Origin of the sequence: Luteolibacter sp. (assembly GCF_039920825.1) — a bacterium.
In the GTDB taxonomy this organism is placed as follows: Bacteria; Verrucomicrobiota; Verrucomicrobiia; order Verrucomicrobiales; family Akkermansiaceae; genus Luteolibacter.
Genome location: NZ_JBDSCX010000006.1, coordinates 1 through 23,891, shown reverse-complemented (window position 1 = coordinate 23,891; position 23,891 = coordinate 1). Strand labels below are relative to the sequence as shown.

The window sequence follows — 23,891 nt, the reverse complement described above, 5'->3', positions numbered from 1 at the left end:
ATCGGAATGAATTCCGCGCTCCAGTCGGGAAAAAAGTGGGGGTGGGGCGGGATCCACTCGGACCGTCCGCTCCACCCCCGGTTTCCCTCTCCTGTCTGGAGATCTGTTATATCACGCGTCCAGCCTGAGGGCGGCTTTCTGCGCGGCACTTTTCGCTTCGGTCTTGTTCCCCTTGCCGTCGTCCGCGGTGAGGCGCATGCCGACGGGTTTCGAAACGCCGAACTCTTCCATCGTCACGCCATACATCACGTCGGCGCGGGCCATGGTCCGCTTCGAGTGGGTGACGATGATGAACTGCGAGTTGTCGATGAAGCGGTCGAGCACCTTGACGAAGCGGTTGATGTTCGATTCGTCGAGCGGCGCGTCGAGCTCGTCGAGAACGCAGAACGGGCTGGGCTTGATCATGTAGATCGAGAACAGCAGCGCGACGGCGGTCATCGAGCGTTCGCCACCGGATAGAAGCGTAATGGACTGAAGCTTCTTACCCGGTGGCTTCGCTGTCACTTCGATGCCGGATTCCAGCGGATCGCTTTCATCCAGCAAGGTGAGATCGGCTTCGCCTTTCTCACCGAAGAGTTCCTTGAACATCTCGCGGAAGTTGATTTTGACCTGCGCGAATGTTTCGGAGAAGAGGCGCTGGGTTTCCGTGTTGATGCGTTCGATGACTTCTAGCAACTCGGTCTTCGAGTTGACGAGGTCGTCGTGCTGGCCCTTGAGGAAATTGTAGCGTTCCTCGAGTTCGTCGAATTCCTCGATGGCGTCCAGGTTGACCGGCCCCATGGCATCAAGGCGGCGCTTGATGTCGGCGACGATGGATTCGACGAATTCCCAATCCGGCTCGCCGGTCATTTCACCGGGAAGTTCGGCATCGTCGCTGGTGCCATCGACCACGACAGTCGGCATTTCGTCCTCGGCGTTTTCATCCGATTCGTCACCGGTGACGATGGACTGGCGTCCGCCGCGGCCTTGAAGGGCTTTCTGCGAGGCGATGCTGGAAAGCAACGCGTGGGCGTCCGGTTCGAAATTGGATAGATCGATCTGGTGGCGTTCCTGGATGGTGGTCGCAAGGCTCTCGATGCGGAGATCGAGCTTGGTGCTGGCGACTTCCTCCCGGCCTTTTTGCTCGTTGACCTTCGAGTGGTCGCGGCGGACGGCGGCGAGCGCGGTCTCGGCTGTTTCGATCGCTTCTAGCAGCGCAGTGCGGCCCTCGGAGCGGGAATTGATTTCCACTTGGAGATCTTCGACTTCGCAGCGGTGGGTTTCGCATTCCTCGGAGAGGCGGGCGTTCTCGGCGTGGGCGGCTTCGATGCGCTGGTCGAACGAGGAAATTTCCGTTTCGCGGCGGATGGCGAGTTCGCGCAGTTCAGATAGACGCGCTTCCATCGGCTTCTGCTGCTCTTCGGCGGATTGCTTCGCGCGGCGTTCGACGGCGAGTTCGGTGCGGAGTTCGTTGAGGGCTTCGACGATGTCCTGTTCGCGGCGGACCACTGCTTCCGACTCGGATTGCAAACGGCGGGAATCGTCTTCAAGCGCTTCCAACCGCTCGCGGGCGGAGGCGAGTTCGCTTTCAAGATGCTCCCGGCCTTCGGCAGCGGCGCGCTCGCGGTTTTCAAGCTCACCACGCTCCCATTTGACGTTTTCGAGTTTGGTTTCGAAATTCTCCACTTCGCGGGAAGCGAGGCTAAGCTGGCCCTGAAGCGTGGATAGATCGACCTTCTGGCGTTGCAAGCGCTCGCGGGAAACTTCGACTTCCTCGCGGAGTTGTTCGAGGCGGGATTCGAGTTCAGTCACCCGGTTGCGGGCTGCTTCATCGGCGGCGGCAAGCGCCTCGACTTCGGCGGCGAGCGTGCGGACTTCGTTTTGAAGTTCGAGAACCGATGTGCTTCCTTCCGTGCCCGCACCGCCGCGGAGCATGCCTTCGCCGGATAGAATGACACCCGCGAGGGTGACGAAGGTGACGCCCGGATTCGCCTCGCGCAAACGCAGCGCGGTGGCTTGGTTAGGGACGATGAGAACCTTTTCCAACAGCCGCTCGATGACGTTTGAAATACGCTTGTCGGACTTCACACGGTCGAGCGCCCAAGCGGTAGCGCCTTCGGGAAGGGCTTCCATCTGGGTGCCGGCGGAGTGGGCGACGAAGGTTTCCGGAATCACGGCGGCGACGCCTAACTGTTTCTCCGTCAGGCGGCCGATGATGGCCTCCGCCATCGCCTGGTCCTGAACGAGGACGGCTTGTAAGTGGTTTCCAAGCGCGGCTTCAATGGCGCGAGCGCAGCTGTTCTCCGCTTCGATGAACGACGCGAGCACGCCATGGATGCCGGGCTTGAAAAAATCGGGTTGGCCGAGGCCTTTGAGCACGTTCTGGGTGCCTTTTTCGAAACCTTCGCCGCTTTCCACAAGCTGGCGGACGGCATCGAAGCGGGCGGAGCGCTGCGCGAGAATCTTGTTCGATTCCACGGCGGCCGTGCGGGCGGCATCGAGATCGCCGCGGGTGTGCTGATAGGTGCGCTCGGCGATCTGGAAGGTTTCCTCCAACTGGCCTAACATCGAACCGGTGGCTTCCACTTCGCCGGCGATTCGACCTTGCTCGGCGCGGGATTCCTCCATTTCCAGCGTGAGGCGTTGTTCCTCGTCCGACAGTTGGCGCGAACGTTCGCGATTGCCTTCAAGCTGGGCGAGCGAGCTCTCGATCCGCGCCTGGGTCGAGGCGATGATCGTTTGCGCGCGGTTCGCTTCACCCCGGGTTTCGCGGAGCGCGGCTTCGATGCGGTTGCGTTCGTCGCGGGTGCCTTGGGTGCGGGATTCCTGCTCGGCGAGCTGGATTTCCTTCTCAGCGATGATCCGGTTGAGCTGATCGAGCGACTCGTTCGCGGCGGTGAACTCGAATTCCTGCTGCGCGAGTTTTTCGCGGGTTTCCGCGATGTCCTCGTGGTTCTGGCGAATGCGGGACTCGAGCTCTGACTTGCGCTCGTCGTTGAAGGACATGCGCCCGGAGGCGGAGTTCAGGGCGTTGCGGTGTTCGTTGAGGCGATGGCGGAGTTCAGCGAGTTCTCCTTCGAACACGCGAGCGGCGGCACGCGCTTCGGTGACGGCTTCTTCCTTGGCGGGGAGCTGCATTTCCAACTCGGTGTCGCGGACTTCGAGGCCACGGATGGAAACGACCAACTCATCGCGTTCGGCGGTGAGTTCGACGAACTTCTTGTGGCCGAGGTGGCTGTCGAGCACCCGCGTGTCGGCGGCGAGCGCCTGGTAGCGACGGGCCTTGGCGACTTGGCGGCGGAGGGAATTCATACGGCGCTCCTGCTCGGCGAGCACGTCCGAAACGCGAAGCAGGTTGGCTTCGGTAAATTCCAGTTTGCGCAGCGCTTCCTTTTTTTCGCGCTTGAATTTCGTGATTCCGGCTGCCTCCTCGAACACCGCACGGCGCTCTTCCGGCTTGGAGGAAAGAATCTGGTCGATCTGGCCCTGAGCCATGATCGAGTAGGCAGTCCGGCCGATGCCCGTGTCCATCAGCAGGTCGTGAATGTCTTTCAGACGGCAGAGCGTACCGTTGATCCGGTATTCCGAGCGCCCGTCGCGGAAAACCCGGCGGGTGAGGGAAACCTCGTTGTAATCCACCTTCAGAGCTTCCTCGCAATCGCCCATCGTGAGGGTGACTTCGGCCATGCCGAGCGGCTTGCGTTTTTCCGTGCCGTTGAAAATGACGTCGGCCATTTCGCCGCCGCGCAGGGCTTTGGCGGAAGTTTCGCCGAGCACCCAACGGATCGCATCGACCACGTTGGACTTGCCGCAGCCGTTCGGACCGACGATGCCGGTCACGCCTTTGGCGAATTCGAACACGGTTTTATCCGCGAACGACTTGAAGCCGTGGATTTCGAGAGTTTTAAGATACATTCCAGACAGTGGGGTTAGAGGTGAGGCCCGAGAGGGAAGTGGGCTGGCGTCAGAGTAACCCGAGACGGGGCTTCGGCAATTCATGAATCGTTATGCATACTCCATCTGGTGTTTTAAATCCAAATAGAATACCAAATGTGGTGTTTCATGGTATTTCGTAGATCCTAATTAATTTGCAGCTCGGGAATTGTCGTTTGCAAAAATCGGACTTCTTTTCACAAGCAGGAATGATCCGGAATCCCTGCGTTTGTCGGATCAGACCGTGGAGAATCAGACTTTGTGATTGGCTATTTCCTTGAGATTTCGCGAAACACTTTGCCACGATTCTGATTTGTGTAAAACTGCGGTCACTCTTGCCATGCCTCTCCGTCGCCTTTTCCCATCGATTTTCCTGTCTGTCCTCTGCGCCATCGGTGAGGCAAACGCAGAAGACACCAGCACTCCCGCGGCTCCTTCCGACCTGCAAGTCACCCCGGTCGGCGTGAATTCCTTCAAGCTGAAGTGGAAAGACAACTCCACTAATGAATTGGGCTGGGATGTGAGAATTTCGCTCAAAGGCGGAGCCCCCCAGCACTTCCTCTACATTCCCACCAAGGACATCACATCCTACACGGTCATCACCAATGACCTTCCGGGCTTCGGTCTGGTTTTCCAACTGGCAGCCTACAATGGAGCCGCGGGAGCGGAAAAAATCTCGGCCCTCACTCCGAGTGTGGTTGTCCGAGCCCTTTCGCCAGCGACGTTTGCCCCCGCGACCGGATTGACCGCCACGACGCTTGATGATGGCCGGATCCGGCTGGTCTGGACGGATAACTCGACTTCGGAAGGCGGCTATCTCATCCAATTAAAGAATCCCAGCGCCAAAATATGGAAAACCCTGGGGACTACCCAACCGGACGTGAAATTCAACGTGGTCGCCACAGGAATGTTGCCATCGAAGTCCTATCAGTTCCGCGTAAGAGCCTTCAGGGGCACCAAGTTAACCGGTCCATCGAATATTGCGGCGGCCACAACCAAGTCTTTGCAGGCTCCCGAAAACCTGGAAGTAACCGCCGATGTTGAGGGTTCTTTCAAATTCAAATGGAAGGACCGGTCGAGTGCGGAGAGCGGCTTTGAAATCCAACAAAAGACCGGCACCGGCGAGTTTGCGTGGAGCTGGAGATTTGGAACGAACACCACCTCGACCGAAGTGCTCAAGAATTTCCCTCTCGATACGGATATCCAATTCCGCATCCGCTCCTATCGGATGGTCGGCACCGAGTTCTCCTATTCGGGCTTTTCCAACGTCGTATCCACCCGATCAACCCCGTTGGCCAAGGCCACGCTGGTCGCGATGACCGCCCGCACCGACAGCTCGCTCACGGTGAAATGGAAGGACAATTCCACGCGCGAAACCAACTATCAAATCGAATACCGCAAGGTAGGCACATCGACATTCAGCTCGAAATACACCGAAGCGGGGATCGAAACCTATACGATCACCGGTCTCGACGCGGGGCAGAACTACGACATCCGGGTCCACGCCGTAGCAGCAGATTTCTTCTCAGCGAGCTATTCCCCGTCATCTGGATTGATCCAGGCCAAGACCAAGGACGGTGTGGGTGGTGACCTCAGTCCGCTGCTTTCCATTGGGGCCGCGTTTTCCTATCAGGTCCATATCACCGACACCGCTCTTCTGACAGGCGTGACCGTCACCGGATTGCCGGACGGCTTAACCTACGATTCCGTCACCCGCACAGTTTCGGGAACGGTCGATCACGACGGCACTTTCGCCCTGACCGTCACCGCGACGTTCAGCGACGGAACCACCTCCATCCGCACGGTGAATGTGAGGACGACCTCGCCGCCGGTGATTGCCGCCACATTTGGTGCGAAAACCCTCGCGGTTGCCGGCACGACGGTCGTTTCCGCTACCGGAAAATTCAGCGACCCCGACACTGTTAGCGCCGCCAGATTCGACACCACCAGCGGCCAGTTCGACATCATCTTCTTTCCCAATGCGGCTCCGCTGACCGTGGACAACTTCATCGACTACATGGATGCGGGAGAATACGACAACATGTTCTTCCACCGGGCTCCCACGAACTTCGTCGTCCAAGGCGGCGGCTACAAATACACGGCTGACGACGGCTTTACCAAAATCCCACATTTTGACCCGGTGGTGAACGAACCGGGGATCTCGAACTTGCGGGGGACCGTCGCCATGGCGAAACTCGGCGGCCTGCCTAACAGTGCGACCTCGGAGTGGTTCGTCAACGTGAAGGACAATTCCGCGAATCTGGACGTGCAGAATGGCGGGTTCACCGTGTTCGGCCGGGTTCCCAGCAAGGGGATGGTGGTGATCGATAAAATCAAGAACCTGCCGATCGACGATTATGACATCACCGTTGATGGCGGAACTCAAATCCTCGAGGACGTGCCGATCGATGATGCCACTGCTCCGGCCGTGCTTGATCCCACCAAGCTGGTGAAGGTCACCTCCTCCGGTCCGGCTCCGATTCTCACCTATGAAGTGATCAGCCAACAACCGGCCATCGCCACGGCCACGCTGACAGGGACGGACATCACCGTCACCGGAGTGGCCGCAGGCACCGCCACCATTCAAGTCAAAGCGACCGACTTGGATGGAAATACGGTGACCCAGACTTTCACGGTGACCGTTTCCTGAAACGCTATTTGCGATCTTTGGCCCGCTGGAATCGTGTGCTTCTGGCAGTCTCTTCCGTCGTCACTTGAGGTTCCGGTTTCTTCTCCTCGTTGATCGCTGGCAGTGGTTCCACTTTTTCCGCCCGCCTGGCTTTCGCCACCTTGATCCGCGGTGCTCTCGGCACCCGGTTAGGCAGTGCGAATTGCGGCAGTTTCCACTCGGTTCTCGTGAGAAGCGCTTCCGCCAGAGTCAGCAATACCAGTGCGATTCCCAATGGCAGACGCAGCGCGGTTTCCGCGACGAACGGCGGGCGCAGCCAGGCCTTTGAAATGTCCAGCAACTCGCGTCCACCGGTCTGATGGGTGACCGCTCTTAGCTCGGTTAGCCGTTCCGGTTCGAACGCCCACTCCACCGACGAGCCCACGCTCAACGGTCCGAATGGCAGCGCGTTTTCCCCGACCTGCACCGCTCCGCGGACGATGCTGCCTTCATCGAGGTCGCGTGTTAGCGAGAAATGCCCGGGAGCGATCCTCCGCCACGGGATGTCCATCGTGGCGCCGCCGGCATCGTCCTGCAGCCGGACCTTGGGTGGCAATGCGGAGAGTTTTTGCCCCCATAGTCCGGTGTCGTAAAGCAAATCGAGGGTCAGCCGAGTGCCGTCCAACCGGTGGCGTAGCGCGATACCCGGCGGAGTGTCCTCGCCCATCAGGAAACGGCCGAGCGTTTGGAGGAAATCGCCGTAGCCAGGCCAATTCCGCGTGGTTTCCGAATACTCGCCGCCTAACGGAAATGACACCGCCGCACTGCGTCCGAGACCCCGCCGGGCATGGGCGACGAGCGGTGCCAGATATTCGTCAGCAGACATCAGCGAGACCGTCGCATCATCGCGGGCGTATGATAAATTGTAGCCGTCCACTTGTTTGAACCAGTCCACCGGCTTCGGCGAAATCTCCGCCCAGCGGCCTGTCACTTTGACACCTACCGGATCCTTGATGAACGCGGAGCGGGCGATGGTCACCGTTTCCTGGGCGAAGATTTTCGGGATGTCCAACGGCTGGTTGGAGAAAAACATCCGGCCGTTTCCGAGCTTGGCGACATCCTCCAACAACGCCGAATCCGAGTCCTTGTTAGTTCCCAGTCCGATGACGGAAATCGTCGCGCCGTTGTCGGTCATTTCCTTGATCAGGTTCTTGTAATCGCCCGGTTCCTCGGAATCCGCCGCATCGGAAAACAGAATCACATGCCGCGTCCCCGCAGGTGATTTTTTCAATTCCTCCCAAGCGGCCTTCAGCCCGGTATAAACATAGATGCCGCCGCCCGCAGACTTGATGCTACGGGCACGGGCGCCGAGTTCTGCTTTTTTACCCTCGATCCGAGTGAGGGGAATTGTCTTCGTCGCCTCGCTGTCCACCGCGAAAACGGTGACCTGATCCATCGGTCCTAACAAATCAATCGCATTCGCCGCGCCGGAGTCCGCCAGATCGATCTTGGTGACCCCGCCGCCGATTCCGACCGACATCGAACCCGAGCGATCCATGACGATGGCGAGCGCCACTGCGAGTTTGCGGTGTTCGGATTTCAACTCCATCGATACCGGCAACAGCGAATCGATGGGGGATTGGAAATAACCGCCTGAACCGAACGAATGATCGCCACCCGCCATCAGTAGCCCGCCGCCTTGCTCGCGCACGAAGAAATCCAGCGATTTCATGAAGTCGGTCGGAACCTCGTGCGCTGGAACGTTGTTCAGAATCACGGCACGCGCGCCGGCGATGAGACCCGGTTTGAGCTGCGAGGGATCGCTAATCGTTTCCACCGTGAAATCCAGCGCTGACAGTGCCTTGGCCACCGGATCATCGGCATAGCGAGTGGCAAGGACGATGCGCGGACCGCCAGTGATTTCGATCCAGCGGGTTGCCTGGTTGTTTCCCGGATGTGCGTCGTTTTCAGGCCGGATTTCAGCCTGATACTCGAATCCACCCGCGCGTGGAATCCGATCGGTGAACTCGACGGTTGCCGTGCCGTTGACGAGGGTGACGGAGGATTCTGTCAGCGTTTGGCCGTTGCGGCGGAGGATCAGTGGAAATGTTTTGTCGGAGGATCCTCGGACTGTTAGTGAAATGAGGAACGGTTCGCCGACCTGCACCCGCTCCGGGAAACCGATGTGGGCGAGGCGGAAGTCGTTTTCCTTTTCATCCCGTATCAGCCGGAAATCCAATGGAATGCCCCGCGCCTGCATTTGCGCCGCCGCCTCGTGGAGCGGTTCGGTTGAGTAACCGTCCGTGAAAAGCAGCACCCGCGACGGACGCTTCTCGTCGGTCTGCGCGGCAATGGATTGCAGCGCGAGACCGGACTTCGTGAGTTTGCGCGAGCCGGTGAAGGACGATCCATCGGCTCCGACTTCCGCCACCTCGCTGGCATAGTTGATGAAATGCAGCGTGTCCCGGTGGCTTGGCTTCGATTCCTCCAACAGCCGCTTCCATTCGGGAAATCCCTTGTCGATCAAATCCTCCGTCGAGTCCGATCGGTCGAGCAGGACATAAAGATCCAGCGAGTTCTGTTGATGCCGGATGACCGGCTCGGCCAGCGCGATAATCGCTAACAGCAGCAGCACCGCCCGCAGCGGCGAATGCAATTTCAGTCCGCGCCAGAACCATCCCGCCAACGCGAGCGCGGGGATCAGGAGGAAATATTCCGGGGATGTGAAGGTCATGGGAGAAATATTGAGTCAGTCACCAGTTTCCGAGAGATGCTCGAGCACTTCCTTGAATGCTGCCGAGCCGCCTTCCCGTTCGCACCACTTGCCCAAATTTTTCAGGTCCACGCGTTCTTTCTGACGGCGGCAAACAAGCAGTGCCTGGTCATAGCAGGCACGACGTTTCCAGTGGATATAGGCCGCGAGTCGATCTTTCACACAGTCGGTCGGAGAGAGCAGACGGATCGTTCTGCCCTCGACAAGAATTTCGTCGGGAGTGACACGAAATTCGTCGCCGAGTTCGACGGGACCTGGTGGGAACTCGACGAAGAGGTGCCCGCAGTCCGGATTTCTGTAATGCCGCGACTTGCCGGGCAGGAATCCGATGCTTTCCATCACCACGGGTATTTTCGATTTTTGAAAATCATCCGGAACCAAGTCGAGATCGCCGGAGCGGTAAAGCCCCTCTGTATAAATGGCAACGACCGCGCCGCCCACGAGAACCGTGCGGACCCCGGCACTTTCGAGATGCCAAGCCACATAGCGCCATAGCTCCTCCTCGGTGCAATTTTTGAAATTCGGAGCATTCATGACTTTTTAACTGACTTGACATTGCGGTCATATGACCTGACATCCGGGTCATGAATTCCACTGCATTGGCGGAAATGTTCGGAAGTCGCGCGGCGGAAGCCGTGCTGCTCCACTTGTTTCACTATGGTGAGTCTTATGGCAGAGCGGTTTCCAGCGATTTCGGAATATCGCTCGATTCGGTGCAGCGGCAGCTTGAGAAATTCGAACGGGCAGGGGTGCTTGTTGCCATGCGTCACGGTCGCACCGTGGTGTATTCCTTCAATCCCCGGTCCAAGGCTGCGGCGCGACTGAGAGATCTCGTGGCGGTGTACTATGACAGCATGTCGCTTGAAATCAAAGAGGAGCGCTTCGCCATCCGCCGCCGCCACCGCTCCAAGGACAAACCGATCATCTACAGCAAGGAGTAAGTTCCCGGCAAGATGGCTCACATCGATCCCATCGATTCTATCAGTCCTATTTCTCATGCCGGGACCTCCCGTGGTGCATTGAATTTCCACGAGACGAGCAGCGCGGCGACGAGCAGCAGGATCCACATGCGCCATAGCGGATCGGGGCGGGTGTGGCGTTCGATGGTGGATTGGTTGACGGCTTTGTTGGTGTCGGATTTCCCGCAGGAGGTGAAATCGGCTTCGCGGGTATCGGCGAAGAATACGGCGGCATCGAGGAGCGTGAGGTCGTTCTGCCGGATCGTTAGGAACGAGGGGATGAGCGGAGCTTGTTGGGTGGAATCGGGGGCCGGAAACGATTTGCCGGTCAGATCGGCGGCGGTGAATTGAACCGGCAGATTCGGTGCGGTGGTGATTTTGATCGGCTGGCCGGTTTCAAGCATCGCGGAGGTAGGGGCGATTTTTGCTTCGCGAATGGACTCGGCGAAGCGATGGAGCAGCACGATGAAGGCGGGTTGGTTGGCTGCGTTGGAAAGCCGAAGGTCGAAGTTGAAGCAGAGTTGGCGGCTGGCGGGATGCTCCGGAGTCGCGGGCTTCTCACGGAGGAAGATCAACGGGCGTTTGTCCTGCCATAGGATGACGGTGTCGCTTGGCAGCCGGTCGAGTTCGATGGTTTCTCTAACAAGCAATGATTGCCAATTGAGATTGTCCAACAACGGATGGTGCTCCGCGACGATTCCGCCCTTGAGATAGGCTCCGGTGCGGGTGCTGTCTTCGACGAAAATGATCGAGTTCCCCGGTGGCAGCACGGGATCGAGCGGGTCGTAGGAAGTAATTGCCAGATCGGCGGTCGAGGCGTCGTTGGTGGCAACCGCTGAATCGAGAGCGCGGAGGAGTTTGGTTGTCAGGTCGGCGAAGGCCGGCGAAGTGGCGGTGAAAAGTGAAAGAGTTTTCGGCTGGGGAGCCACCAACGGAAGGGTGTCGTCCAAAGTGAAGCGGTCGGGCGAAAGGGCGATGCGCACGTTTTTCGCATCAGCGGGAAAAGCCGCTTGGAGCGTGACCAGCGCTCCGGGGGCGAGGTGCAGCGGGCGGGGTGGCGTGCTGCCGGTTGAGGTTTGCATCGTCCAAGTGCGGTCCACCGCGGTTTTCGCGTAGTTTCTAACGAGTGCCCGCCAGACGAGCGCGCCTTCCTCGGTGGCGAACGTAACCCCAGTAAAGCCGGCGTTTTCGATCGGTGCTCCGATGGCGATGAGCCGGGCTTCGAACGGCAGCGAGTCCGCGGGAGTGTCGGTTAGGTAAATCACGGTGCCTTCGCGGGATACCAGCGAACGGGCGAGCCGGAGGGCTTGTGTCGGATCGGTGAGGCCGTCGAGCGGTTTCCATTTTTCCAGGACCGCCTTGAGTTCATCGACCGACGATCCGGCGTAGAGTCTCGGACGGCTGGGGGCTGATTCGATGACCGTCAGCTCGACCGTGGTCGCCGGGCCTTGGAAAAGCGGGAGTTCCGCCGCGAGGCGGGCGATCGCTTCCTGTTTGAAAACACCCATGGACGCCGACGAATCAAGCACGATGGCGATACGCTGGACACTGCCTGATTTCTGAAACCTCGGCTCTGCGAGAAACCACGCGAGAAGCACCACCGCGAGCAACTGCATCCACAGCGGCACGGACGAGATGATCCTCTCCAGTCTCCTGCCGCTGGCGGCATCGCGCTGGGTCCGCTCTAGCAGGAAAAGCGTGGATACGGGCAGCTCGATGGATTTCCGCTGGAGGAAATGGATCGCCAGCACGACGGGAATGCCGAGTAGCGCGAGAAGACCGAGAGGATTTGCGAGGGTGAGCACGGAAGAAGTTGATAGTCCGGAGTTGATGGTTGATAGTTAGATCGAGAAAATACCATTGATCATTTTCTCTTCCATCTGCGTGTATCCGTGTTCATCTGCGGTTGAATTTATTCTTTATCATCTCGCCGGTTCAAGCGCTCCGGCTGGGACAGCTTCGCGAAACAGCACGGTGGCTAAATCTTCCTCACAGGGAATGCGGGCGAATGCCGCCTGGTGGCGGCGGGCGTGTTGTTTCCAGAGGGCAAAGTGGTTCACGTAAGCCTCCTGATAGCGCCGCAGGGTGGCTGGCTCGATCCGGTGCGGATGATGGGAGTTTCGTTCGGGATCGATGAACTCGTAATTTCCCGACCAGCCGGGGCGAGCTTCGGATTCCAGGAACGGGGAAAAAAGGACCAGCGAACCATGGCGTTGGCCAAGGTGGCGGAGGATCGGTTCTGGATCGGCTGCGAACAGTAGGTCTGATAGGAAAACGCGGATGGCGTTCACCCGCAGTGGCAAGCGGGTGAGGTCGGGTGCTTTCGCCGGATCTCCGGCCGGCAACGCCCGCGCGGTTTCCAGCCATTGATGGCTGCGGAGTGTCGAAGGATCCAGCATGAGCGTGGCATCGCCACGGACGGCGTGAAGGGTCAGCGAGGCTCCGGCGGATTGCGAACTCTCTGCAATCAGATAGAAAAGCTCCGCGGTGCGGGTGGCTTTTTTTTCATCGAAGAACATCGACTCCGAGGCGTCGAGGATGAGGTCCACTACCGGCCGCACTTCCTCGCGGAACAGTTTCATTGTGTAACTGCCCGTGCGGGCGTAGGCCTGCCAGTTGATATGGCGCGGATCATCGCCGGGGGAGTAGGCGCGGTGGTCTTGGAAATCCATCGACGATCCGGTGCCGCCGCCGGTGAACTCGCCGGCCTGGCCTTTCCACACCCGCGAGCGCAACGGCAGCCGGACTCTGCCAGCCGCGGTCAGGGCGTTAGCATGACACTGTTGCAGCGAAGCGGTATTCATATTCCTGAAATGCTTGGTTCCGCAGGCTTGGCATCGCGAGCCAGGCCCTCTTCGGTTTCCACGAAGATGCGGTCATAATCCCGATAGCCCATCATCGCGGTTACGATCAACAGTGCGAGGATCAAAAAGTCCACTACGGTGGCCGCCATGAGCAAGGTATCGTGATCGAAATGGGAGCCTGCAAGCATCGCGACGAAGACCGGGGGATTCCAGATGAAGAACCATAGCAGGTCCTGGTGATTGTTCACTCCGGCCAGCGTCACCACCCCAACGGTCAGGGCGATTGATACCACGAGAAACGCCATGAAATTGGTGAACCTTTTGGTCTCCTGTTTGCTGAAAGCAGCAGCTAACAGGGCGGGGAGCAGGATGGCTCCGAAACAGGCGAGGCACACAATGGCGAATTCGGAATCGAAGGTGAGGTGGGGTTTTGAAACCGTGGCGACAGCGATACCGGCGATGCCGACGCCCGCCATCAAGGAAGTATAAAACACTCCTGTCGGCCAACCGGGGAGGAGAAATGCGGCGGCGACTCTGCCCGGCAGCCCGCGTTTCAAGAAGGGTTTGCAAACCGGTGGCAAAACGATGGCCGGTTCGGTTAGGGCGGTGATCACGGCGGGAGCAAGAATGATCGCGAGAAATGCCGCGACCGCCTCCGGCGCGAAATCAGGGTGCAAACCGGCGAAGGCGGTGATGCATGCGAGTCCAAGGGCGATCAGTCGCCGGATGGTCGAATGATTTTCAGCAACCGGCGCGATGGCCGAGGTTCCATTGGAGAGCGCGCACCAACCGAAGTAGGTGATGAACGCGACGTAACAGAAAACAACCATTCTCGACGGCCAGTCCGACAGGGTGAAGAAACTCATTCCCGAGCCAAAGCTTCCGCGGAAAAGAAATCCCGGAACGACGTTGGCCAGGATGATGATTCCGACAATCGGCAGAACGCGGACGAGCTTGGTCGAAGTCGCCGAGAATCCCACCATCACGGCGGTGAGGGCCATTGAGGTGAGAAAGATGAGAGTGAGAAACACCAATTCGCCCAGCAGAATCATTCCACCGAAAAAGTAGCGGAGGATCAGATAGGGAATGATCGTGGTGAGGATGAGCGCCGATTGGCTGACGATGGCGATCCATTTTCCGAAAACGATCCGCCACGCGCTCAACCGGGTGAGCACCATCATTTCAATCGTGTTTCCAGTGATCTCGGTTGAGAGCGCGTTCACTCCGCGCATCGGCTGGATGAACAGCACGGCGATGGAGAACATCGTGAAAATAATCCCGGACGCTGCGGTTCCCGCGCCGTTCGAATCCACGGAAGCGCCGGCAGTTAGGAGGATCAGCGCCAGCAGGCCCTGGAAGATGAGGAACAGCATCGTGAAGCTGCGAGCTCGCATGCCTTGGCGCAGCTCCTTGACCAGCATCGGCGAGAGCTTGTCGGAAAAATCGGTGAGATGGACGAGGGACATTGAAGAAGTTGATGGTTGAGAGTTGATGGTGAAGAGGATGAAGAAGCGAGTGGTCTTGGTCTTGCGATCAACCATCAACTTTCAATCATTAACTTCTCTTCATCCGCCGGAGGCGGGATGGCGGGTTTGCCCGCATCCAGGCGGCCGATGATGTCGATGAACGCGTCTTCCAAATTCCGTTGCTCGCGGTGGAACTCGGTGATGCGGAGACCGTCCTTGACCATTCGGGCGAGGACGTCGGCGGCCTTCGTCGGATCCTCTGTGTCGATGCGAATGCGGCCGCCGAGTTTGCGGGATTCGAGGAATTCAACATTCGGCTGGAGCACGCACCAGTCGGAGACGAGTTCGGGTTTGCCGTCGATCTGCACGTCGTAAAGTACGCCGCCCATGGTGTCCGACCCGCGCCGCAACGTTTCGGAATCGCCGTGATGGACGATGCGGCCGTTGTTGATGAAAAGCAGCGAGTCGCACATCTCGCCGAGTTCGGATAGAATGTGCGAGGAAATGAAAATCGTTTTGCCTTCCTTAGCCAACACCCGGATCAGGTGCTTGAGTTCCACGCGGGCCTTCGGATCGAGACCGGCGGCGGGCTCGTCCATGATCAGGACCTGGGGATCGTGAAGCAGCGCGCGGCCGAGGCCGAGGCGCTGGGTCATCCCTTTGGATAGCTTGTTAGAAAAGCGCTCGGCCAGCGGGACCAGATCGGTAAAATCCATCACTTCCTGGATACGTTGGCGGCGTTCCTTGCCTTTGTAGCCGAGCGCCCGCGCGTAGAAATCCAGATACTCGAGCACCGTCATGTGTTCGTAATTTCCGAAATGGTCGGGCATCCAGCCGATCAGCTTGCGAACTTCCGCCGGGTGATGGACCACGTTGATTCCACAGACTTCCGCCGTGCCGAGCGTCGGGTAGTCGAGCGTGGCGAGGATCCGCATGGTGGTCGTTTTTCCGGCGCCGTTGGCGCCGACAAAACCGCAGACCGAGCCGTGGGGAATCTCGAACGTAACGCCGTTGACCGCCTTGAGGTGGCCGAAATAGCGATAAAGATTTTGAATTTTAAGAGCGGACATGGGAAATGAGTTAGAGTACCGGTCCGGTGATGATGGTTCGGGTTTCCTTCCAGTGGATTGCCGGGTTGGTGTCGATGCCAGGAGCGTGGGTGGTGAGGGCGACGAAATGGCCGGTGCGGTTTCTGACGGAGTCGAAGAATTTCTTGTTTCGTGCGGAGAACGCTTTTTCCTCGGTGATCAGCGGGGCGAGCGCCATGGACGGATCGACAGGCGTGAAGGTGAACCGCTTGCCTGCCTGGATTCCGTCGGCCCGTTGCCATTGTTGGGATTCGTCGAGATAGTAAATCGTATCGATCGGGAACTCGAAGGTGGAAAGGTAGGTGCCCGGCGTGTCGGTTTTTTCAATGCGCCCGCGGGTGGAGATGACGGCTGATAGAACCTGGCCTTGCTCGGACCGGCTCTCGAACCAATCGCCGTTGGCATCGATTTTGCCATCGGTAGGCTGGAGATCGAAAATGCCTTTGGATCCGGGGCCGCTGGTGAAACGAGCCCAGCGGCTCGGGGCGATCGGCACCGGCGTGAAGGTGGCCGGTGTTGGAATTTTGAACCGGGATCCTGTCATGACGCCGGTCCGGCTGAATTGTTCCTGATGGAGGTAAGCGGCGTTCAATCCTGCGTCCGGGCGGACTTCCATCAGCACCCGCCGGATGCCGGAGCCGCCGAAGCCGTCCTGCACGATGATCATGCCGATGAGGACGAGGCTGGCGCCGAGCGAAATGATCGGCGTGGTGATGAAGAGCTTGTGGCGTTGTCCGCTTTTGGCGAAGACGAAAAGATTCACGGGGCCGACGAGGATTGCGAAAATGATCAGCACGGCGACAAAAAGCGAGTAACGGAATGTTTGCGCGCCGAAGAGAGTCTGAAGCGGCCAGGCGCCGCTGAAGTCATTCTGGATGGAAACCTGTTGGGGTTTGTTAGGATTTGCCATCACCTCGCGCACCATGTCACGGGCGAAATTGCTGCCGGTGAGGAAGGAGGGGAAGGAAACGGAACCGAAGCCGGCTTCTTGCGGCAGTTCCAACGACGAAGGGGTCGCCGTGTTTTTCGCGTAGATCAAAAGCTGTCCGCCGAGTCTGACCCACGAGAGAATGGCATTGCGGCCGCCGGGAGGGACATTCGTCCAATCGCTATCAGTCATGATCACGCTGTCGTATCCGGAAAAAGCAAGCCAGTCGTCGGGTAGTTGTTTGGGATCGAATTTTCCCGCGAACTCGGTTCTCCCGCCGGAGCTACTGAATTTGGTGGCTATTTCACTGTCCAGTGTAGACGCGTTGGGTGTGAAAAGCGACTCGCTGAGAAGAACCGCCGGCTGGTTGGTCTCGAAGGCTGAGGAAATGGAATTGTTGGCGTTTCCCAAGGAACCGCTAAGGCTCGCGACGACCGTTGCATTACTGCTATAGGTCACTCCCTGCGGCGAAAGGGGCACCATGATGTCCCGAGTCACGGTCTTGCCCGCGCCGGCGGCGAAATCGAAAAAGGAGTGGGTCTTGAGTTCGATCGGATAAGAACTGCCGGATTCGAAGTCGATCCGGATGTCGCGGTCCACCTTCAGGTTGTTGGCGATCTTGACCCGCACCGGCAGGAATCCTCCCGGCGATGGCTTGGTGAACAGCGCGACAATTTCGACATGGGTGTCGGTCCCGGGATCATAGACCTCGCGGATCATGGTTTCCTGGGCGGAGACCCGCAAAGCGAGTGTTAGGAAGAGTAGAAAGCGGAGCATGGAGAATCTTTGTTTCGAAATGGGGAGCTTAGGATTTCGTGCTGAGGACCCGCGGCGTTGCGGTGGCTTGGAAAGGAACCTCTTCCAACAGCGCCCGCACGATGTCGTTGGTCGTGTGGCCTTCGACCCGCGCATTGTAGTCGAGGACGATCCGGTGGCGCAGCACGGCGGGGGCGATCGCTTTGACATCCTCGAAACTCGTGTTCGTCCGCTCCTGCATCAGCGCGCGGGCTTTGGCTCCGGAGGCCAGCGCGAGCGCCGCCCGCGGGCTGGCACCGTAGCGGATGCCACGCGAGGCGGCGGATTGGCCGGGGTGGCTGGCGTCCACGAGGCGGGCGATGTAGTTCGCCACCACGTCCGGCAGATAAATCCGTCTAACGAGTTCCAGCAGGCTGTCCAGCGTTTCCGCGCTCATCACCGGGTCCACCTGCGGATCGGTGCCGAGTTCGCGGTGTGAAACGATCCGTTGGAGCGTCGCCACGTCGTTGCGGGTGACTTCCAGTTTGAACAGGAAACGGTCGAGTTGGGCCTCGGGGAGGGGATAAGTACCTTCGAGCTCGATTGGGTTTTGAGTCGCAAGGACGAAGAACGGCTTCGGCAGATCGTGGGTTTTTCCCAGCACCGTCACGCGGCGTTCCTGCATCGCTTCGAGCAGGGCGGACTGGGTTTTCGGCGAGGCGCGGTTGATTTCGTCGGCCAGCACGATGTTCGTGAAAAGCGGCCCCGGCTGGAAAACGAATTCGCGGCGGCCGTCGATTTCCTGCAGCACCGGGTTCCCCGTGATGTCGCCGGGCAGCAGGTCGGGCGTGAATTGGACCCGCTTCGTTCCGAGTTTCAGCAGCTTCGACAGGCCCTTGACCAACTCCGTTTTCCCCAGCCCCGGCAGGCCTTCCAGCAAAATGTGCCCCCGCGCCAACACGCCGGTGATCACGAGATCGATGAGTTCCTCCTGGCCGAATAGCACTTGATTCAGCCCCGCGGAAAGGGAGCGGAGGTGTTTGGCGGCATCGGCGACTTCCGTTTCAGTGGCGTTTTCCATGGATTGATTCGGAGACACTAACGAAACTCAGGCTCTTGGGAATGACGAACGTGTGAAATTTTGATGAATCGCGGGGGCAATGTTCGTGGCCGGCGGAAATAAGCCGGTCCGGGAGGACCCTGCCCCCGGGTGGCATCCGTGTTTTGAAACTTGCCGTATTCCCGGATTGTTGCAATTGATCCGAACGAACGGGCGGAATTCCACTGTGAAATGGATGCGATCAACCGGGGAATGAATTGTTAGGACCTCTGATGAAAAAACCATGAAAAGATCCCTCATCTTGGTTGCCTTACCGGTGTTTTTTCTATCAGCCATCCTTTCCGAGGCGGCGGTGATCATTTCGATCCAACGTCTGGATGTCGACAGTATCAATCCCGCGGTCTCCGAGAGTGTTTCCGCAGGCGATCTTCGTTCCGGAGGTCATCTTTATGTTGATTCCGGCCTCGCGTACGGCACCTTGCCGTCTTATCTGATCAATGCGGATTTCATACAAATGGATAACAGTGACAATGCGAAATCGGACTACCAGCTCCGCCTGACGCTCTCGATGGATTCCAAAATTTATCTTCTGATTGATGACCGGGTTTCGAGTCTCCCGACGACGATGCCGTGGGTGGCGAATCAAGGGTTTGCCGACAGCGGGGTTAACATCCTGACGGTAGGGAGCAACCTTCCTTATTCCGTTTATTCCATGATTGCTCCAGCCGGCAACCTCACGCTCGGCGCGAATGGGAGTGGTTCCGCCAATATGTTTACGGTGGTCGCGACTCCAGTTCCAGAGCCTTCGGCCATGTTGATTTCATGCGTGGCTTCGGCTGTCCTGTTACTTCGGACAGGCAGAAGAAGGCGGGAAAGAGACTGTTCGGTGACGAACTGAAACCGTCCTTCGAGGCAGGGTGAGTATCTGGCTTATCTTCCTGCTGGCGTTTTTCCAGAAGCGTTGCAGCATCTCCGCATCATGTCAATTTCCTCCACGGATTACGAAAAACTCGGGCAGTTCTACCTCGGACGCGGCTACGATCCGGAGGCGAAAAAAGTGGATGACGATCTGATTCTCTATGACTCCAAGGATCTCGTCACGCACGGCGTGGTATTGGGCATGACCGGCTCGGGGAAAACCGGACTTTGCCTCGCTCTGTTGGAAGAGGCGGCGATGGATAACATCCCGGCGATCATCATTGATCCCAAGGGCGACATCTCGAACCTGTTGCTGATGTTTCCCGATCTCGATGCGAAAAGTTTCCGTCCTTGGATCAATGAAGACGACGCGGCGAAGAAGGGGATTTCTCCGGATGATTTCGCCGCCCAGACGGCGGAAATGTGGAAATCGGGGCTTGCTGATTGGGGGCAGGGACCGGAGCGCATCGCGACGCTCCGCGACAAGGTGGACATCAATATTTTCACCCCCGGCAGCAAGGCGGGGATTCCCGTTAGCATCCTGAGTTCGCTGGAAGTTCCGCCGTTTGAAATCATGGACGATGCGGAGTTGTTGGGCGAGCGCGTGGAGAGCACGGTTTCCTCGCTGTTGTCGCTCGTCGGTGTGAGCGCGGATGCGATCCAAAGTCCGGAAGCGGTATTGGTCGCCGCGATTTTCCAGAAGGCGTGGGCGAACGGGCAGAATGTGACGTTGGAGACATTGGTCCGGCATATCCAGAAACCGGCGTTCGACAAGGTGGGCGTGATCGATCTGGAATCATTCATGCCCGAGAAGCAGCGGCAGACGCTGGCGTTGAAATTCAATAATCTGTTAGCATCACCCGGATTCGCGACGTGGCTCGAAGGTCCGCCACTGGACATCGCGAAAATGCTGCACACGTCCGCCGGTAAACCGCGCATTTCCATTTTCTCCGTCGCCCATCTCGGCGACACCGAGCGGATGTTTTTTGTCAGTCTGTTATTAAACCAGATGCTCGGCTGGATGCGTTCGCAAAATGGCACGACCTCGCTGCGGGCCATCCTCTACATGGATGAAATCTACGGCTACCTTCCGCCGAGCGCGAATCCTCCGTCGAAGCGGCCGATGATGACGATCCTGAAACAGGGCCGCGCCTTCGGACTGGGTTGTTTGTTAGCGACGCAAAATCCGGTGGACCTCGATTATAAGGCACTCTCCAACATCGGCACCTGGTTCCTCGGTCGCCTGCAAACCGAACGCGACAAACTCCGCGTGCTCGACGGCCTCGAAGGTGCCGCCGGATCGCAGAATGCAAAGTTCGACCGCGGCAGCATGGAGAAACTCATTTCCGGCCTCGGCAACCGCGTTTTCCTGATGAACAACGTCCACGAGGATGCTCCGGTGCTTTTCCATGTCCGTTGGGCGATGAGTTATCTAACTGGGCCGTTGACGCGTGGCCAGATCAAGACGCTGATGGACCCGAAGCGTGGGGATTTCGGCACGGCCAAGGATGCCAAGCCAGCCGCTGAAGCGAACCCGATGGGCATGCCCGGGATGAACGCGCCCGCCGCTGCCCCGGCTGCCCGACCGAACGTCGGTGCGGGCGTCACCGAGATCTTCGTGCAGCCCGCCGGGTCCGGCGATGACATCACCTATCAGCCGCACTTGTTGCGGACCGGGTTGGTGCATTTTTCATCGACGAAGACCGGCGTGGACGGATCGCGCACCGTGAGTTTCGTGAACCCGGTCACCGACAAGGGAATCGATTGGGAAAAGTCGCTTCCGGTGCCACCCAAACTCGACGGGACCGAGCCCGTTGCCGGGGCGGGTTTCGCGGCGCTTCCCGGATTCGCGATGAACGCGGCGAATTACAAGCAGGTCGAAAAGGATTTCGCCGAATGGCTCTATCGGAACGAGCGGGCGGATGTTTTCTCCTGCCCGGTGCTCAAGGAATGGTCGAAACTCGGTGAGAGCGAAGCGGATTTCCGTGCACGGTTGGGCCATGAGGCCCGTGAAGCGCGGGATGCTGCCATTGACAAGCTTCGCGATGCGACGGGTAAGAAAATTTCCTCCATCGAGACCCGCCTCCAGACGGCGGAAGGCCAGCTGGCCAAACAAAAGGCGGAGTCCACATCCGCCGTCATGCAGGCCGGAGTCTCCGTGCTCGGCGGCATCCTCGGCGCGTTCCTCGGCCGGAAATCCGGACTCGGCTCTCTTTCCCGGGGCACCTCTGCGATCGGCAAGGCGACCGGTGCCTACAAGCAACACGAGGACGTTGCCGCCGCCGATGCGAAGGTCGAGGGCATCACCGCCGAAATCGAAACTGCGAAAGCCGACCTTGAAGCCGCCATCGCCAAACTCACGGAAACCTACGACTCCGCATCGCTGTCGCTGGAAACCGAATCCATCAAGCCGGCGAAGACCGATGTGAAGGTGCAAACGGTGGCGCTGTTATGGCTGCCGTGTGACGGGCGAGGGGAGAAGGCGTGGTGATCGAAAACGTCAGCAAGCATGGGTATTGGATGGAACGTTGACCCAAGCAGCCCAAACAGGTAACCTTCGGACATGTCCACCAAGGAATTAGTTGCCGAGGCCATTGCTCTTCCGCTTTCCGAAAGAGTTTATATGGCTCAGGCGCTGTGGCAGAGCATCGACTCGAATCTTTCCGATTCCCCCGAGCAGGATTCACTGCGTGATGCGATCCGCCGGGATGGTGAACTTGAGTCCGGTGTTGTGGTTGGGCGTACTCACGAAGAGGTCATGCAAGCCGCTCGAAAGGCGATCGGATGCGGTTGACTTACCACCCTGAAGTCGAGTTGGAACTCATCGAGGCCGCCCGCTTTTACGAGGGTCGGGTTGCAGCGCTAGGGACTGAGTTTTTGGACATGGCGGACGATTCCATCCGCTTGATTCAATCCACTCCCGAACGATTTCGGATGGTCGAAAATGGTGTTCGGCTCTTCATCATGAACCGCTTTCCATACTCGATTTATTATCGGCTTTTACCTGATGAAATCCGGATCCTCGCGTTCAAGCACCAGAGTAGGCACCCGGATTATTGGCAGGAGAGGCTGTCCGAATAAGTTGGCCCGTAGATTGACAGAAATCCTCTTGCCCTCCGCGAATCCGCCCGCCAATCTGCCGCGCACCAAGGCGGCTTGGCGGAATTGGTAGACGCGCTCGACTCAAAATCGAGTTCTAACGAGTGTGGGTTCGAGTCCCACAGCCGCTACCTTTCACTCACTGCGACAGCCGGTTATTTCCCCGACACACGCAGCATGGCCACTCCCACCCCGAGCCCCCGGACCATTGGAATCGTCGCCGGCAGCGGCGTTTATCCGGAGATTTTCATCGCGGCGGCCCGCCGGGAGTCCCCGGGAGTCCGCTTGGTGATGTGTGGATTTCCGGGCGAGACCCGGCCGGAACTGGAGACTTTGGTGGACGCCACCGAATGGGTTCGCGTCGGGCAATTGAGCAAGCCGATCAAGTTCTTCCGCCGGGAGGGAGCCAACGAGGCGGTGATGATGGGGCAGATTTCCCCGAAAAATCTCTTCGAACTGCGGACCGACTTGCGGGCGTTGATGGTGATGGCGCGGCTGAAGGCGCGGAATGCGGAAACGATTTTCGGTGCGGTCGCGGATGAGCTTGCGAAGGACGGGATCACTCTGCTTCCCGCGACGACATTTCTCGATGACCTGCTGCCGGGTCCGGGGCCGGTTTGCGGGCCGGCATTTAAAAAGCGCCAGCTTGCGGACGCGGAGTTCGGCTTCCGAATCGCCAAGGAAACCAGCCGGCTCGACATCGGCCAAAGCGTGGTGATCCGCCACGGGACGATCCTCGCGGCCGAGGCTTTCGAAGGCACCAACGCCTGCATCAAGCGCGGCGGCGAACTCGGCCGCAGCAAGGATGTGATGTTAGTAAAAGTTTCCAAGCCGAACCACGATTTCCGCTTCGACGTGCCGGTCATCGGCCCGCAAACCATCGAGACCTGCGCCGCCGCCGGGGTGGGGTGCATCGCCGTGGAGGCGGGGAAGACCTTGATGTTAGAGAAGGAGCGGATCGTGGAGTTGTGCGACAAGCATCACATCGGGATTCACGCGGTGTAGCGGCGATCACCGGTCGCCGCGTTTGATCTGAAGGAAATGAACTCGCGGCGACCGGTGGTCGCCCCTACGGCAACAAATCCACGTACGTCCCCGGATCGCTGCCGGGGATTTCGATCGCCCCGCAGTTTTTCGCGTAAAACTCCTTGGGGCCCACGCCGCCGATGATCGCGTAGGCGTAGCCGATATCCCGCAAGCCTTCGAGCGCTTTGAAGAGCAGCGCCTTGCCCAAGCCCAGCCCGCGGGCAGCTTCCGAAACCCCGGTCGGGCCGAAGAATCCGCGTTGGGTGGTGTCGTAGCACGCGAAGCCCAAGATCTGCTTGTCGCGGGTGGCGATGAAGCAGGCGATCGGCTGGCGGGTCATCGCCACTTCCACTTCGCTCACCCATTTTTCCGAGAAATGGGCCTTGGCGAAGGCCGCGACCGCGTGTTTTTCAAACGCTCGCGCCCGCCTCAGCGTCACCCCTTGGGCGGTCGTTGCGTGATAGAGGGCTGCCGAATCCGGCAAATCATAGAGTCGCACCAACATGTCGATCATG

Annotated in this window: 16 protein-coding genes and 1 tRNA gene; 7 read left to right on the top strand and 10 right to left on the bottom strand. The window is 58.9% G+C overall.

The features are described from left to right. Positions 1 to 111: 111 nt before the first annotated feature. A complete protein-coding gene (gene smc, locus ABIQ96_RS00915; protein ID WP_348212647.1) occupies positions 112 to 3,894 on the bottom strand; it encodes a chromosome segregation protein SMC in 3,783 nt (1,260 codons plus the stop codon). 358 nt (positions 3,895 to 4,252) lie between these two features. Here smc and ABIQ96_RS00910 point away from each other — a divergent pair, with 358 nt between their 5' ends. Beyond that, positions 4,253 to 6,562 (top strand): peptidylprolyl isomerase, encoded by a 2,310-nt coding sequence (locus tag ABIQ96_RS00910; RefSeq protein ID WP_348212646.1) that lies wholly within the window; start codon positions 4,253 to 4,255, stop codon positions 6,560 to 6,562. 4 nt (positions 6,563 to 6,566) lie between these two features. Here ABIQ96_RS00910 and ABIQ96_RS00905 read toward each other — a convergent pair whose 3' ends face one another. Continuing rightward, complete coding sequence (locus ABIQ96_RS00905; protein ID WP_348212645.1) at positions 6,567 to 9,254, bottom strand: VWA domain-containing protein; 2,688 nt, start codon at positions 9,252 to 9,254, stop codon at positions 6,567 to 6,569. Between the two features lie 15 nt (positions 9,255 to 9,269). Then, complete coding sequence (locus ABIQ96_RS00900) at positions 9,270 to 9,827, bottom strand: hypothetical protein (protein WP_348212644.1); 558 nt, start codon at positions 9,825 to 9,827, stop codon at positions 9,270 to 9,272. 50 nt (positions 9,828 to 9,877) lie between these two features. Between ABIQ96_RS00900 and ABIQ96_RS00895 the strand changes: the two genes are divergently transcribed. Beyond that, positions 9,878 to 10,234, top strand: a complete 357-nt coding sequence (locus ABIQ96_RS00895; protein WP_348212643.1) for a winged helix-turn-helix domain-containing protein — start codon at positions 9,878 to 9,880, stop codon at positions 10,232 to 10,234. Between the two features lie 53 nt (positions 10,235 to 10,287). Here ABIQ96_RS00895 and ABIQ96_RS00890 read toward each other — a convergent pair whose 3' ends face one another. The 6 genes from ABIQ96_RS00890 to ABIQ96_RS00865 form a co-directional block, all read right to left on the bottom strand. Further along, positions 10,288 to 12,057: a BatA and WFA domain-containing protein gene (locus tag ABIQ96_RS00890; protein WP_348212642.1), complete on the bottom strand. Its 1,770-nt coding sequence runs from the start codon at positions 12,055 to 12,057 to the stop codon at positions 10,288 to 10,290. Positions 12,058 to 12,174: 117 nt separating this feature from the next. Then, on the bottom strand, positions 12,175 to 13,056 hold the full coding sequence (locus tag ABIQ96_RS00885; protein WP_348212641.1) for a DUF58 domain-containing protein: 882 nt from the start codon (positions 13,054 to 13,056) through the stop codon (positions 12,175 to 12,177). After that, the gene (locus tag ABIQ96_RS00880; protein WP_348212640.1) at positions 13,053 to 14,522 is read right to left on the bottom strand and encodes a hypothetical protein; all 1,470 of its coding nucleotides are present in this window, start codon (positions 14,520 to 14,522) and stop codon (positions 13,053 to 13,055) included. The genes ABIQ96_RS00885 and ABIQ96_RS00880 overlap by 4 nt, the downstream gene beginning before the upstream one ends. A gap of 74 nt (positions 14,523 to 14,596) precedes the next feature. Further along, entirely contained in the window at positions 14,597 to 15,592 is a 996-nt protein-coding gene (locus tag ABIQ96_RS00875; RefSeq protein WP_348212639.1) for an ABC transporter ATP-binding protein, read from the bottom strand. Positions 15,593 to 15,602: 10 nt separating this feature from the next. Beyond that, positions 15,603 to 17,315 (bottom strand): hypothetical protein, encoded by a 1,713-nt coding sequence (locus ABIQ96_RS00870; protein WP_348212638.1) that lies wholly within the window; start codon positions 17,313 to 17,315, stop codon positions 15,603 to 15,605. A gap of 28 nt (positions 17,316 to 17,343) precedes the next feature. Further along, positions 17,344 to 18,354 carry a MoxR family ATPase gene (locus tag ABIQ96_RS00865; RefSeq protein WP_348212637.1) on the bottom strand — a complete coding sequence of 337 codons (1,011 nt, stop codon included), beginning with the start codon at positions 18,352 to 18,354 and terminating at the stop codon, positions 17,344 to 17,346. A 262-nt stretch (positions 18,355 to 18,616) separates the two neighbouring features. Here ABIQ96_RS00865 and ABIQ96_RS00860 point away from each other — a divergent pair, with 262 nt between their 5' ends. From ABIQ96_RS00860 to lpxI, 5 genes are all read left to right on the top strand, one after another. Next, the gene (locus ABIQ96_RS00860; RefSeq protein WP_348212636.1) at positions 18,617 to 19,231 is read left to right on the top strand and encodes a hypothetical protein; all 615 of its coding nucleotides are present in this window, start codon (positions 18,617 to 18,619) and stop codon (positions 19,229 to 19,231) included. Between the two features lie 81 nt (positions 19,232 to 19,312). Beyond that, positions 19,313 to 21,742 carry a DUF87 domain-containing protein gene (locus ABIQ96_RS00855; protein ID WP_348212635.1) on the top strand — a complete coding sequence of 810 codons (2,430 nt, stop codon included), beginning with the start codon at positions 19,313 to 19,315 and terminating at the stop codon, positions 21,740 to 21,742. 72 nt (positions 21,743 to 21,814) lie between these two features. Beyond that, positions 21,815 to 22,045, top strand: a complete 231-nt coding sequence (locus ABIQ96_RS00850) for an addiction module protein (protein ID WP_348212634.1) — start codon at positions 21,815 to 21,817, stop codon at positions 22,043 to 22,045. Between the two features lie 356 nt (positions 22,046 to 22,401). After that, positions 22,402 to 22,481: transfer RNA gene (locus tag ABIQ96_RS00845), tRNA-Leu, on the top strand. A 46-nt stretch (positions 22,482 to 22,527) separates the two neighbouring features. Continuing rightward, positions 22,528 to 23,355: a UDP-2,3-diacylglucosamine diphosphatase LpxI gene (gene lpxI / locus ABIQ96_RS00840; protein WP_348212633.1), complete on the top strand. Its 828-nt coding sequence runs from the start codon at positions 22,528 to 22,530 to the stop codon at positions 23,353 to 23,355. A gap of 64 nt (positions 23,356 to 23,419) precedes the next feature. Here lpxI and ABIQ96_RS00835 read toward each other — a convergent pair. Next, positions 23,420 to 23,891 (bottom strand): GNAT family N-acetyltransferase (locus ABIQ96_RS00835; RefSeq protein WP_348212632.1); only part of this gene is annotated, 472 nt, incomplete at its 5' end.

Coding starts and splice junctions, on each gene's coding strand:
- smc (WP_348212647.1), bottom strand. CDS start 3,894: ATGTATCTTAAAACTCTCGAAATCCACGGCTTCAAGTCGTTCGCGGAT.
- ABIQ96_RS00910 (WP_348212646.1), top strand. CDS start 4,253: ATGCCTCTCCGTCGCCTTTTCCCATCGATTTTCCTGTCTGTCCTCTGC.
- ABIQ96_RS00905 (WP_348212645.1), bottom strand. CDS start 9,254: ATGACCTTCACATCCCCGGAATATTTCCTCCTGATCCCCGCGCTCGCG.
- ABIQ96_RS00900 (WP_348212644.1), bottom strand. CDS start 9,827: ATGAATGCTCCGAATTTCAAAAATTGCACCGAGGAGGAGCTATGGCGC.
- ABIQ96_RS00895 (WP_348212643.1), top strand. CDS start 9,878: ATGAATTCCACTGCATTGGCGGAAATGTTCGGAAGTCGCGCGGCGGAA.
- ABIQ96_RS00885 (WP_348212641.1), bottom strand. CDS start 13,056: ATGAATACCGCTTCGCTGCAACAGTGTCATGCTAACGCCCTGACCGCG.
- ABIQ96_RS00880 (WP_348212640.1), bottom strand. CDS start 14,522: ATGTCCCTCGTCCATCTCACCGATTTTTCCGACAAGCTCTCGCCGATG.
- ABIQ96_RS00875 (WP_348212639.1), bottom strand. CDS start 15,592: ATGTCCGCTCTTAAAATTCAAAATCTTTATCGCTATTTCGGCCACCTC.
- ABIQ96_RS00870 (WP_348212638.1), bottom strand. CDS start 17,315: ATGCTCCGCTTTCTACTCTTCCTAACACTCGCTTTGCGGGTCTCCGCC.
- ABIQ96_RS00865 (WP_348212637.1), bottom strand. CDS start 18,354: ATGGAAAACGCCACTGAAACGGAAGTCGCCGATGCCGCCAAACACCTC.
- ABIQ96_RS00860 (WP_348212636.1), top strand. CDS start 18,617: ATGAAAAGATCCCTCATCTTGGTTGCCTTACCGGTGTTTTTTCTATCA.
- ABIQ96_RS00855 (WP_348212635.1), top strand. CDS start 19,313: ATGTCAATTTCCTCCACGGATTACGAAAAACTCGGGCAGTTCTACCTC.
- ABIQ96_RS00850 (WP_348212634.1), top strand. CDS start 21,815: ATGTCCACCAAGGAATTAGTTGCCGAGGCCATTGCTCTTCCGCTTTCC.
- lpxI (WP_348212633.1), top strand. CDS start 22,528: ATGGCCACTCCCACCCCGAGCCCCCGGACCATTGGAATCGTCGCCGGC.